The sequence below is a fragment of the Chitinimonas sp. genome (assembly GCF_036568685.1).
Classification (GTDB): domain Bacteria; phylum Pseudomonadota; class Gammaproteobacteria; order Burkholderiales; family Chitinimonadaceae; genus Chitinimonas.
In genome coordinates this window covers 1-11,854 of sequence record NZ_DATCSC010000035.1, presented here as the reverse complement: position 1 = coordinate 11,854, position 11,854 = coordinate 1, and the positions used below count along the sequence as shown (strand labels likewise).

15 protein-coding genes are annotated in these 11,854 nt (G+C 60.1%); 9 read left to right on the top strand and 6 right to left on the bottom strand.

The genetic code is table 11. From position 1 onward, the window contains the following. A partial coding sequence (locus tag VIM95_RS05930; RefSeq protein ID WP_331984026.1) for a helix-turn-helix transcriptional regulator occupies nt 1–230 on the top strand: 230 nt, incomplete at its 5' end. 70 nt (nt 231–300) lie between these two features. Here the strand turns inward: VIM95_RS05930 and VIM95_RS05925 are convergent. The 5 genes from VIM95_RS05925 to VIM95_RS05905 form a co-directional block, all read right to left on the bottom strand. Next, on the bottom strand, nt 301–1,614 hold the full coding sequence (locus tag VIM95_RS05925) for an SGNH/GDSL hydrolase family protein (protein ID WP_331984024.1): 1,314 nt from the start codon (nt 1,612–1,614) through the stop codon (nt 301–303). A gap of 471 nt (nt 1,615–2,085) precedes the next feature. Then, nucleotides 2,086–3,024, bottom strand: coding sequence for a sensor domain-containing diguanylate cyclase (locus VIM95_RS05920; protein ID WP_331984022.1), 939 nt, complete (start codon nt 3,022–3,024; stop codon nt 2,086–2,088). 41 nt (nt 3,025–3,065) lie between these two features. Then, the gene (locus tag VIM95_RS05915; RefSeq protein ID WP_331984020.1) at nt 3,066–3,872 is read right to left on the bottom strand and encodes a hypothetical protein; all 807 of its coding nucleotides are present in this window, start codon (nt 3,870–3,872) and stop codon (nt 3,066–3,068) included. 277 nt (nt 3,873–4,149) lie between these two features. Next, nucleotides 4,150–4,905 carry a suppressor of fused domain protein gene (locus tag VIM95_RS05910; protein ID WP_331984018.1) on the bottom strand — a complete coding sequence of 252 codons (756 nt, stop codon included), beginning with the start codon at nt 4,903–4,905 and terminating at the stop codon, nt 4,150–4,152. A 215-nt stretch (nt 4,906–5,120) separates the two neighbouring features. Continuing rightward, on the bottom strand, nt 5,121–6,035 hold the full coding sequence (locus VIM95_RS05905; protein ID WP_331984016.1) for a LysR family transcriptional regulator: 915 nt from the start codon (nt 6,033–6,035) through the stop codon (nt 5,121–5,123). 168 nt (nt 6,036–6,203) lie between these two features. Here VIM95_RS05905 and VIM95_RS05900 point away from each other — a divergent pair, with 168 nt between their 5' ends. From VIM95_RS05900 to VIM95_RS05890, 3 genes are all read left to right on the top strand, one after another. Continuing rightward, nucleotides 6,204–6,953 (top strand): SDR family NAD(P)-dependent oxidoreductase, encoded by a 750-nt coding sequence (locus VIM95_RS05900; protein ID WP_331984014.1) that lies wholly within the window; start codon nt 6,204–6,206, stop codon nt 6,951–6,953. Between the two features lie 63 nt (nt 6,954–7,016). Then, nucleotides 7,017–7,325 (top strand): hypothetical protein, encoded by a 309-nt coding sequence (locus VIM95_RS05895; protein ID WP_331984012.1) that lies wholly within the window; start codon nt 7,017–7,019, stop codon nt 7,323–7,325. Continuing rightward, the gene (locus tag VIM95_RS05890) at nt 7,322–7,462 is read left to right on the top strand and encodes a DUF3325 family protein (protein WP_331984010.1); all 141 of its coding nucleotides are present in this window, start codon (nt 7,322–7,324) and stop codon (nt 7,460–7,462) included. The genes VIM95_RS05895 and VIM95_RS05890 overlap by 4 nt, the downstream gene beginning before the upstream one ends. A gap of 132 nt (nt 7,463–7,594) precedes the next feature. Here the strand turns inward: VIM95_RS05890 and VIM95_RS05885 are convergent, their stop codons facing one another. Continuing rightward, nucleotides 7,595–7,885, bottom strand: coding sequence for a hypothetical protein (locus tag VIM95_RS05885; RefSeq protein WP_331984008.1), 291 nt, complete (start codon nt 7,883–7,885; stop codon nt 7,595–7,597). 183 nt (nt 7,886–8,068) lie between these two features. Here VIM95_RS05885 and VIM95_RS05880 point away from each other — a divergent pair, with 183 nt between their 5' ends. The 5 genes from VIM95_RS05880 to VIM95_RS05860 form a co-directional block, all read left to right on the top strand. After that, complete coding sequence (locus VIM95_RS05880; protein WP_331984006.1) at nt 8,069–8,551, top strand: helix-turn-helix transcriptional regulator; 483 nt, start codon at nt 8,069–8,071, stop codon at nt 8,549–8,551. Continuing rightward, on the top strand, nt 8,548–8,961 hold the full coding sequence (locus tag VIM95_RS05875; protein ID WP_331984004.1) for a VOC family protein: 414 nt from the start codon (nt 8,548–8,550) through the stop codon (nt 8,959–8,961). Before VIM95_RS05880 ends, VIM95_RS05875 begins: the two co-directional genes overlap by 4 nt. Beyond that, the gene (locus VIM95_RS05870; RefSeq protein ID WP_331984002.1) at nt 8,958–9,179 is read left to right on the top strand and encodes a hypothetical protein; all 222 of its coding nucleotides are present in this window, start codon (nt 8,958–8,960) and stop codon (nt 9,177–9,179) included. Before VIM95_RS05875 ends, VIM95_RS05870 begins: the two co-directional genes overlap by 4 nt. Nucleotides 9,180–9,344: 165 nt before the next feature. Further along, the gene (locus tag VIM95_RS05865) at nt 9,345–10,313 is read left to right on the top strand and encodes a ribonuclease Z (protein ID WP_331984000.1); all 969 of its coding nucleotides are present in this window, start codon (nt 9,345–9,347) and stop codon (nt 10,311–10,313) included. 623 nt (nt 10,314–10,936) lie between these two features. Beyond that, nucleotides 10,937–11,854 (top strand): hypothetical protein (locus VIM95_RS05860; protein ID WP_331983998.1); only part of this gene is annotated, 918 nt, incomplete at its 3' end.

The window sequence follows — 11,854 nt, the reverse complement described above, 5'->3', positions numbered from 1 at the left end:
TGTCACGCCGCTTTGCGGCCGCTACCGGCATGAATCTGCGGCAGTACGTGGCCGGCTTGCGGCTGGAGCTGGCGGCCTTTCTGCTGCGCACCAGCCGGCTGGGCCTGGTACAGATTGCCGATGAATGCGGCTATGGCAGCGGCAGCGCGCTCAGCCATGCCTTTCTTGCAGGCCAGGGCTGCAGTCCCGCGCAGTACCGCCGCCTACAGGGCAACACCACTGGCGGCTAATGCTCAGGCCATCACCAGATCAGCCACTGGCAGGCACTAGCAATTACCCGATCACCCAAGCGTGGGCGTTTCAATTGTTGATGGTGACCGACAAGTCGCGGAACAGCGTTAGCGGTATGGATTCCCCCAGTGCCAGGTAACCTGCGTCGTTAGGATGCAGATGGTCGCCGCTGTCGTAGCTCGGCAGCAGGCGGCGGGGGTGCTTTGGGTCACGCAGGACCCGATCGAAGTCGAGCACGGCATCGAACTCATCGGTGCGCCGCATCCAGGCATTGAACTGCTGCCGCTGTGCTTCCTTGCGCGCGGTGTAGTAACCGGGGGCGAGATCCGTCCCTTCAAAGGGCGGCGCGGTCGTGCCTATCACGCGTATGCCCTGTGCATGCGCGCGGGCGATCAGCTCCCGATAGGCTGCGATCAAGGCCCGCACGCTTACCCGCTCGTGCCGGGGTGCCAGGTTACCCGGCAAGCCAATATCGTTGGTACCAAGGCGAATGATGACGGCCTTCACCTTGCACTGCTGCAGCACGTCGCGCTCAAAACGCAGCAGGCCCGCCTCGCCCAGTGCCGGGCCGGCCGGGTTGCTCGCCCCCTGCGGGCTACCATGCAACAGGCGGTTGCCGATGATGCCCAGGTTCAGCACCCCGACCTCGCCGCCCCAACCCGCTTGTGCCTGTAGGCGCCGCGCCAGAATGTCTGGCCAGCGATGATTGCTGTCCGAAGTTGCGCCATCGCCATCAATCACGGAATCGCCAAAGGCAACCACCGTCGCGCCGTGCGTGCCCGCCATCACCTCCACACCAGTCAGGAAGGGCCAGGACGCGGTCTCTCCGCCGACAGGAAACGAGGCAGCAGCGGTCGCGTCGCCATTAGCCGTCGAGACATAGCTGGTTTGTAACGCCATGAAATGCGAGGTGGTCGCATCGGTAGCCGCAGGCAGAAACAGGCTGATTGCCAAGTCCACCAGGGCGGGCACCTTGAGGTCGACCGGATCACTGGTCCAGGTAGCACCCGCCGGAATGACTGGTGCGGGCTGCCCCGCGAACGTGAGGACCCGGTCAGAAGCGGGGTCGATATCGGCACCAGTCAGACGACGGGCGATATGTACGCTGCCGATGGCCAGCGGCACCTTTCCATAAGTATTGGCCAGCTTGATCCGGACTTGCTCCCCCCCGGCGCTGGTATGCACGATCAGGCGCAGGGTCTGGTTCTGGTAATGCGCCGGCTTACCCGCCATGGCCGGCTGCGGCGCAGCGGCCCAGCTACCCAGCCACAACTCGGGCGCTGGCTCGCTGGCTGATGACGATGCCCATGCCGATAGGTGCAGACCCATGGCAAGCAACGGGACGAAGCGACGCAGGGCCTGGATGAAGAGAGGGAGAGTCATGCACATCTTGTAGCAGATTTGCCCACGCCCACAGATATTTCCCCCGGGGTTTGCGCGCATCAGACACACCCATCGCAAAGCCAACGCGGCCCACCTTGGCATCGCTCAGCACATACTGTGTCGTCGCTGCGCATAGCGTTTGCCCGCCAGGCCGGTTAGGTTCTGCCGCAAAAAACGGAGAGCGATAATGACGCGACGCCGAACCGGGCCAGATAGGCGAGACCTACAGCGGCAGCGGCAATGCCATCGATGCGGGGACGGCGCCAGGCTGCACAAGAAGCGCGGTAGGGTCAGTCGCGGCATCGCCGCCCTGTCGATGCTGCTCTGCAACGCCTATCCGGTGAGTCGGCCATATCGCTTGCAGGCCCTGGCTGCTGGCACTGCGGCCAGATCCCTACCACCCGTCGTCGGGTGTCGCCTTGCTGCTGATCGCGCACCGTGAGCAACAACAGCGCTGAGATGGGGGGCCGTTCAAGCTGCCGGTGACATCTTCTCGATGCGATTGCGGCCATTTTGCTTGGCGGCATAAAGCAACCTGTCCACCGTATGGATAAAGTCGGTGGGGTGCATACCCTCGCCCGGCACGATGCTGCCCACCCCCATGCTGGCGGTCACGAGCTGGCTGACCGCCGATTGTTCATGCAGGACGGCCTGCTTTTCGATCAGGCGCTGGCAGCGCTCAGCCACCTTGATGGCCGCCTCCAGGTCGGTCTCCGGCAGCATGAGAATGAATTCCTCGCCACCATAACGCGCCGCCAAGTCGCGGGGACCGACCAGAGCAAGGTTCAGGGTCTGGGCGATCTGGGTCAGGCAGTGGTCGCCCTCTATATGGCCATAGAGGTCGTTGAACTGCTTGAAGAAGTCGACGTCGAGCAGGATCAGCGACAATGGTAGCTGGCTGTTGCGGGCGCTTTCCCACTCCAGCTCCAGGCTGGTGTCAAAGCGACGACGGTTGGCAATGCCGGTCAACCCATCCTTGAAGGACAACGCCTCCAGCTCCTTCTGCAGGCTCAGAAGCTTCTCTTCGGTCTTTTTACGCTCGCTGATATCGAACATAAAGCCGACCAGGGCATCGACCTCGCCGTCCGGCTTGCGCACCACATGGACCACGTCGCGTATCCAGACGTAGCCATTGTCCTTGGTCAGCGCGCGGTAGTCGGCCTCGTGGTCCACCCCGGCCTTGGACTGGGCGATACAGAAGTTAACCACGTAGTCACGGTCGTCCGGGTGTATGCGCATGGCCCAATCCTCGGCGCTGACCCAACTGTCCTGGCTCCAACCCAGCAGGGGTTCTATCTGCGGGCCGATATAGGCAAAGCGCATGCTGGCCCAGTCTATCTTCCAAGGTATGGCCTGGGTGGATTCCAGCAAGGTCTTGTATACTGCGCTATCGATATCGAGTTCGCTCATAGTGGCGCTACCACGCACTTTCCTTGGGGTTGCCGATGGGTTCAAATCAAGTCGGCGGGCCGCTCGTGGACCGTAGCGACCGGGTTCCAGTACCAGTAGAAATAGCCACCCTCGTTTTGCAGCAAGGTATGGGTGACGATGCTGTCCTGCCTGATATCGCCCCAGCAGGCGCGGGCGGAGTTGCGGTTGTTGTGCAGGTCTATGCAGGCCTGCCCCGCCAGCGCCGGCTTGGGCGGGATGTAGAGCGCGCTGCCACGCGGCACCCATAGATCGGCCAGGCAGATCCGGCCTTGCTCGGGCCAGTAGCGCCCCACCGAGATGACCAGGGGTTTGGTGGGGTCGGTGGAGGCGAACACGTGCGGGAAGTCGTGGTGTTCCAGGTCGGTACACACCACGCTGAGCAGTGCGTTTGCGGTGTCTTGGTACGGCGACCAGTGCCCGGCGAACACGCCATATTCGTATTCGATCTGCTGCAGCGCCACCACCGGGCTGCTGATCGCTACCGCCTGTCCCGGCTCGACCAGGGTGATACCGAAGGCGGCCGCGACATCGGGCGTGGCCCAGAGCGGCGCATACACCACCTCCTCTGCCGCAAAGGCCAGCTGGGTCTGCACGCCGTAGGGTGGCGTGGACTTGACGCCCATGCGCCTGGGTACGGCGTATTCATTACCCGCAGCCAAGGCTGGATCGGTCGGGCTGGGGGTAAGGGGGACCAGGCCGTCAGGCAGGGTACTCAGAAAGGTGGGCCAGCCACCGTCGTTGTAGAAGAACGGCGTTTGGACGATGTCGACCGCGGATTCCTGCAGCGCCTTGATAAACACGGGGGTGTCGAATACCGGCTCGGACATGGGCGCACGCAACCTTCAGTCTGCAGACTAGAAGTGCCCATTTGACCATAAGCAGATGCAGGAAAGATGAAGCACAGACCGCTAGGCCATCCCGGCCGGCCTGAGTGTTGGTTAGCGCCCACGCGCGCCGGCAAACAACCAGCCCGTAGGCCATGCAGAAGGAAAAGGAACTGACCGCCATAGCAAAAGGCGGCCCTGGAAACCATGGCCGCCCTCTGGCTCTCCGGCAGGCGCGCCGAGCACCGGCGTAGCCCGGCAGCAGGCTATCCCTATCCGATCAGGCCGCTGTAGCCCTGCTCAGCGACGACGCTCGATTACGGAGGCTGATTTGCCCATGCCCCGCTCGCTCAAGCTGCACCATCAAATTCTCGAGTCCGTTACGTTCCCCCCAGGCCATTTCCTCATTGGTAATCGCCGTCAGGACCAGCAGTTGCATCTTGCCGTTGGGCAAGGACAGGTGGTCTGGCAGGGGTGCGCGCGCCTTGCTGATGACTAGATTAACGCTGCTTCCATCACCCGCATCCATCTCCTCGATCAAGATGTGTTGCCGCTGCTCCACGATGCCCAGGATATCCATATCTGCAAGCAGGATCTCCCCCACCAGCCATTGCAGGGTCAGGAGCGGCCATGCCGCGCTTTCCCTGCTGAGCACGACCAGCTCGTAGCCGTAGCCTGGCCGTTCGGTGCGGGGCGGAGGATTCGCCTTCCGCTGCAACTTGGCTTTTCCTCCGAAGAGGGCACTCGATGCCTTGGCCCGTTCCAGCTCATTGGGCATATCGGGATTGGTGAGACCGAAGGTCGAGTAGACAAAAAGTGGTTGCCCCCCGGCGCTGGTGGGGATGTAAGCCAGCCCGCCGCCAGGCCAGACACCCTCGGCGCTTGGCGCGCCCAGCAGCTTGGGCGGCATGGCACCAAAAAGCTGCTCAAATAATCTGGTTCGCTGCTGGTAGACCGCCTGCCAATTTGCGTCCTGCGGTACAGGCGTAATCTCTGCGTTGCTATTCCCGCCAAGCAGCTTGCTCAAGAAACCCATGCGCTATTTCCCCCTAATAAATTCAAAGCCATTTCAATAGATCAACAAACACCTACCGATACAAACACGACGGCCCTGCCGGCGTGTTTGTATTCGACCCCGTTTACGGGCATAGGGAAAATAGCCGGCCTGGGCCCTGCATGTCATCCCTCGCCCGTGTCCTCAGCCGTGTAGTTGCAGGAACGATGAATGCAACGAGTATGGCCAGAAGGAATCTAGGGTTGCTTGCCATCCAGCCGGGACGGAAAGCACTCAAGCAGCCAATCGATAAACACCCGCAAACGGTGCGTCAGGTGACGGTTCTGCGGGTAGACCACGTGGAAGGGATAGGGCGCCGGCCGCCAGGCCTGCAAGATCTCGACCAGGCTACCGTTCCTGAGCGCGGGACCGGCGGCATAGGCAAAGGTCTGGATGATGCCGAGGCCAGCAAGGCCCGCCGCCAGGTGGGCATTGCTCTCGTTCACACCCATGCGGTGCTCGACCTTGAATTCACTGAGTATGCCGTCGCGCTCGAAACGTAGCGGCACCGCCCGGCCATTGAGGGTGGAGACATAGCTCACCAGCTTGTGGCCGTTCTTCAGTTCTTCCGGGTAGGCCGGCACGCCGTATTGCTTGAGGTAGCCCGGAGTCGCGCAGGTCACCATGCTGGCCTGGCCGATCGGGCGGGCGACCAGGGAGGAATCATCCAGCTTGCCGCCGCGGATGACGCAGTCAACGTTGTCGCCCACCAGATCCACCGCCCGGTCCGAGACACCCAGCTCCAGCCGGATATCCGGGTAGATAGCCAGGAAGTCCGGCAGTGCCGGGATCAACACGTCACGCGCGGTGGAGCCGCCCACATCGACGCGCAACTGGCCGCGTGGCTTGTTGCGGGCGATATTGAAAGAGGTATCGACATCCTCAAGCTCCCTCAGGATGCGTGCCGTCTTCTCGTAGTAGTCCTGCCCCTCGGCCGTCACCGTGACCCGCCGGGTGGTCCGCTGCAGCAGCCGCACCCCCAGGTACGCTTCCAATTCCTGCACCAGCTTGCTCAAGGTAGCATTTGGCATATCCAGCGTATCGGCCGCGCGGGTGAAATTACCCGCCTCCACCACCCGGGCAAAGGCCCGTATCGCTACCAACTGGTCCATCTTTGCCTCGCAACGCTTGATCGGATAATTATCCACATACATGGATAGTCATTTCGATCTTACACACTTTTTCCAAAAAGTCCGCAGTCCTAAAGTGCGCCTGCGCCCTGCAGCAACACCAGTGCAGCAGGGCAGGCAAATCCACTTACCGCACCTAAGGAGCAAATCATGAACAAGCCACTCAATGGAAAAGTCGCACTGGTCACCGGCGGCAGCACCGGCATCGGTCTGGGTACCGCGAAGGAGCTGGCCGAGCAAGGCGCCCGGGTCTTTATCACCTCCCGCCGCCAGGCCGAGCTGGATGCCGCCGTGGCCGAAATCGGCCCCGCCGCCACCGGCATCCGTGCCGACGCCTCGGTGCTGAGCGAGCTCGACACCGTCTACGCCCAGATCGCCAAGCAGGCCGGCCAGCTCGACATCCTGTTCGCCAACGCCGGTGGTGGCGACATGCTGCCGCTCGGAGCCATCACCGAAGAACACTTCGACCGCATCTTCGGCACCAATGTGCGCGGCGTACTGTTCACGGTACAGAAGGCCCTGCCGCTGCTGCGCGATGGCAGCTCGGTGATCCTGACCTCCTCGACCACCTCCGTCCAGGGCACCGCCAACTTCAGCGTCTATAGCGCCAGCAAGGCCGCCGTGCGCAACTTCGCCCGCTCCTGGGCGCTGGACCTGAAGGACCGCGCCATCCGCGTCAACGTGGTCAGCCCCGGCCCCATCCGCACCCCGGGCCTGGGTGGCCTGGTGCCCGATGAAGCACGCCAGGGCCTCTACGATTTCCTGGCCAGCCAGGTACCGCTGGGCCGCCTGGGTGAGCCGCAGGAGATAGGCAAGGCGGTAGCCTTCCTGGCCTCGGACGCCGCGAGCTTTGTGAATGGCATCGAACTGTTCGTCGACGGTGGCATGGCCCAGGTCTGATCGCCGGGCGGCCCGGGCCCGGGCACGGCCTGGGCCGCCCCACCACGCAAAGGAGATCCACACATGACTACCACAGCCCCAGATATCGCCGTCGTCCAGGCACTGATAGACCGCCATTTCGACATCTGGAACGACCACAATCCGGAAAACTGGCCGGCCAAGTTCACCGTGGTCTATGCCAGCCAGTTCTATGTTGCCGACTATGCTGGCGTAGCAAACGGCTATGGCGAGGTGGCGCAGTTGATCCAGCGCGTGCAGGCCGACCACCCCGACTACACCTTCCGACCGGACCCCGTCGCCTGGAACCACGGTCTGGGCCGCGTCACCTGGGGTTATGGCCCCAAGGCGCAACCCTACGCGCGCTGGGCGTGACCAGCCTCCTTATCTCCGCCTTGCTGTGCTTCCAGGCAGACCGGCCATCCATGGCGATACTGGTTTGGCTGATGCTGCTGGCGGGCTCCGCTCCCGTCATCGCCGTGATGCTTGCCTACAAGCCGCGGCTCTTGTAGGTGCTGTGGCCGTGGGGTGATCGCTACGCACTGCGCAATCAGTAAGCAATCGGTTTACTGCCATCACCCTGGCCAGACTTTGTCAGCACACAGGGCACGCACGGCGGAGGTCCGTGAAAAGGCGCCGCTTACCTAGGTGTTCTGCTTGCTCAGCTTCGCCAGGTAGCGCTTGAAGATCAATGCCCCGTATAGGATGGCGGCCGGAATGAGTGTCACCGCACTGAACTGCAGCAGCGAATGCAACATCGTGGGCTGCGTCGGTAGCAAGCTGTCGATAAGCCAATAGAGCAAGAGCAGACAGAGGTAGAGCAACGGCCCTACGAGCAGCCAAAGGTCACGGTTACCCTTGCCGACGATGGCAAAGCTGATGGCAATGAAAGGGAGATTGGCCGCCAGGGCCATGATGGAAATCAGCGGATCCATATCAGGTTTTGTCGGAGGAATAGCGTGTGCGAGACTGGGGCCTACTACGCCGGCACCGGACTTGATCTTAGCTGGTGAAACTGGGATGGCTTACACGTCAGCCGGGGGAGCCCAATGTAGGGCCGCGCATTCTAATGGCGCAAGCGTAAAACTTGGCTACCCCCCGCACGCAAAGGATGCATGGTGTCTTTGTCACAAAGCCCCGAACTATTGCGCCGGCTGCTGCGCGCCAAGGATAGGATGGACGCCGCCTCCCACGAGGAGTGGCCCGTTGAGCGCCTGGCCGAGGTCAGCGCCGTCTCGGCGGCGCACTTTGCCCGCTCCTTCAAGGCCGCCTTTGGCCTGCCGCCGCATCGCTATCTGCTCACCCGGCGCATAGAGCGGGCGGTGGCGCTGCTGCGCGATACTGATCTGCCCATTACCGAAATCGCCTTCCAGACCGGCTGGAAGAGCCTGGGCACCTTCGGGCGCATCTTCAACGACATCACCGGTGAGAGTCCGGGCAGCCTGCGGGCCCGCCATCAAACAGCGCCTCATGCACGGGAACAGGTGCCCGAGTGCTTGGTACGCGCCGCCCACCGCCCCGACCTGCAAATAGCAGTTTCGGAGAAGCGGCGACAGCAGACCATGGAGACAATGGAGCCTCAATCAAAGGAGGTCACATGACTCAAGGCATAGATGTCGTCGGCGTATACGTACGCGATCAAGACGAAGCACTGCTGTTCTACGTCGAAAAGCTGGGCCTTCGCGTCCACACCGATGTGCGCAACGGCGACTACCGTTGGCTCACGGTGCAGCACCCGGAGCAGCCCTCGTTTCAACTCGGTCTCTTCAAGCCCGGCCCGCCCATGCACGACCCGGCGACCGCCAAGACCCTGGCCGAAGTCGTCGCCAAAGGCGCCATGCCGCCGCTGGTACTGGTGGTGGACGACTGCCGTGCTGCCTACGAGCGACTGAGCAAGAAGGGCGTGGAGTTCACCCAGGAACCGGTTGATCGCTACGGCACGGTGGATGCCGGCTTCCGTGATCCGTCCGGCAATGGATGGAAGATGATTCAATCCAGGAGCGGCAAATGAGCTGGGCCCGCGGGATGCAACAAAGCCACCGCTGGCTGTCCATCGTGTTCACGCTGACCGTCGTCGCCAACTTCGCCTACCGGGGTGTAGTAGCGGGTGAGCCACCGATGTGGCTAACCTACGCCCCGCTGCCACCGCTCTTTCTGCAGCTGGTTTCCGGGCTGTACCTGTTTGCGCTGCCGTATATGGCCAAAGGTAGGAGGCAGGCACGCGCCTGAACGACTAGCCAGCAGGCGCCACAGCGGCGCCGCTGGTTGCGGGTCCGCTTACGGCAGAACAAGCATCGGCATGACTCGGGTGAAACGACGAAGGCGATAGTTTTGGCGGGATAGTCGGAAGCCCCGGTGCTATGCTCTCCCGCGGAATTTTTTCACCAAACGAGCATGGATCTTCTCTTTCTCGGTACCTCATCCGGCGTGCCCACCAAGCAACGCAACGTGACCGGCCTGGCCGTGCTTGAAGAGTCGGGCAGCGCCTGGTACCTCGTCGATTGCGGCGAAGCCACGCAGCATCAGCTTCTACACACCCCACTGTCGGTCAACGATCTTGCCGCCATCTTCATTACCCACGTACATGGCGATCATAGCTATGGCCTCCCGGGGCTACTGGCCAGTGCGGCCATGTCGGGCCGTAAGCACCCACTGACGCTGGTCGCGCCTGCTGCCGTCGAAGCTTGGATTGCTGCGACCAGAGCCTTCAGCGAGCTCTACCTGCCCTACGAGTTGAATTTCGTCGCGGTGGAAACGCTTGATAATTGGCAAGGCGGTAAGTTGCGGGTAGAAGCGGTGCCGCTATCGCATCGCGTGCCTTCCTATGCCTACGTCTTCACCGAAACGGGGCAGGAACCTAGCCTGGACACGGCTCGCTTGGCAGCCCTGGGCATACCGGCCGGCCCATTGTGGGGGCAGCTCAAGAAAGGGCAGGACGTGGCGTTCGGCGGACAGATGCTACGGAGCGCAGATTTTCTTCACTACCCGCACCCACTGCGTCGCATCGTGGTGGGCGGCGACAACGATACGCCGGCGTTGCTGGCGACGGCTTGCGAATCAGCGCAAGTGCTAGTGCATGAAGCAACCTACACAGCGGAAGTCGGCAGCAAGGCCGGCGACGTCGGTCATAGCACGGCCGCGGCCGTTGCTTCGTTCGCGCAATCGGCCGAGCTGCCCAATCTGGTGCTCACGCACTTTAGCGCACGCTATCAATCAGACCTGACGCGCTCGCCCTCTATTGGCGATATCCAGGCAGAAGCTGCCGCACACTATGACGGCAACCTCGCCATTGCCGAAGACTTTGCGCGGTACCGGCTGGATCGGGCGGGGACGCTAAAGAAGGTTGAACCTTCGGTTTCGTGATGCGCAGGCCTGGCGTCACGGATAGAGAGGTTTAGGGTCAGTTCCTTCATAACTTGGAGTTAGGCTTTATATTTTTCATCGTGTAGACGCGTGCAAAATACATAGCCAGACCCCAATTTACGTTTGCGTGCGCACAGGTTCTAGTCCTTGCCATTTCAACTCTATAGCAGAGAGTTGTTTTCCAAACTGAAGAGCCCCTTAGATCGGCAGTGAACCAAGCTCGCTGTTATTCAAAAAAAGAAACAGCACAGTGTGGTTGTTAGGCAACATCCGACAAGCCCAAACCACTCAATGATAAACAAGTACAGCGTATTCACACGTGGTGCTTGCAGCAAGAAATCTTATAGTTATCCACAACCCAAACCAGCCCAGACACTAGCTCTAGATAGCTACAGAAGCAGCCACGGCATTGAAAAAATGTTCTTGTCATAAATTGTCGGCAAGTGCATAGCCAATCGACGTGTTGCAAACATACTTGGGATGCAATGTAAGTTCACTCAGAGACCTCGCATCAAGGCCTGGCCATATAAGCGAAACAGCGTTAGTCTTACAGACACTTGACTAGGCACTTAATATTAAAGCACCAATTAACATTATTAAAATAAATCTGATTGGAGTGAAGCTTGACAACCAGCTTAAAAATTGCTGCACATGCAGCCAATGACTCTCAAACAAATCTATCGATTGATGCAACTGGCGAGGCATATGGCAGCCTCACTCCTGAATTAGTAATAGCTCTCTGCGGCCCCATTGGATCCCCCCTCCATGAAACAGCAGTACAAATGTCAAATATTTTGGGAGAATTTGGTTATTCTACCGAATGCATTCGACTCAGCTCATTAATAAGAATTAATAGCGACAAGACAAAGAAATCTCTCGACACCACGTCAAAATTCTCCGAAATACAGTCGCTCATAGATATTGGTGATGAACTACGGTCAACATACGGTAGCGATATACTTGCCAAGCTCGCCATTGCTAAAATCAGCGCCGACAGGAAGCGAAAGTATGGTGAGTTTCAGGATGTGGCGGGGGAGGCAGGGATTGAGTCCGCAAAAAAGATAAAGAATCAAAGAATTTGTCACATTATTGATTCGGTAAAAAACAAGGCGGAACTTGACTTATTGCAACTCATTTACGGCGAGGCGCTATTTTTTATAGGCGTATTCTCCCCTCTGGAAATCAGAAGTACAAATCTAGCCAAGCCTGGTTATCTAAAACCAGAGGAAATTAATAAGCTAATTGACACAGACTCTGGCGAAGAATTTTCTCATGGCCAGCGAGTCAGAGATACTTTCCCCCGCGCCGACTTCTTCTTAAGAACTGACTACCCTGTTGTTGGCCCTTTAGAAGGTAAGGCACTCGGCCAAATTACTGAGAAACTTCGGCGCTTTTTTGATCTTATATTTCGCAGCGCCGTTATAACGCCTACCCCAGAAGAAACCGCCATGTATGCAGCTGCATCCGCTGCAAGGAACTCCGCCTGCCTTTCCCGCCAAGTAGGAGCCGCGGTAACTAGCTTCAATGGTGAGCTACTGGCG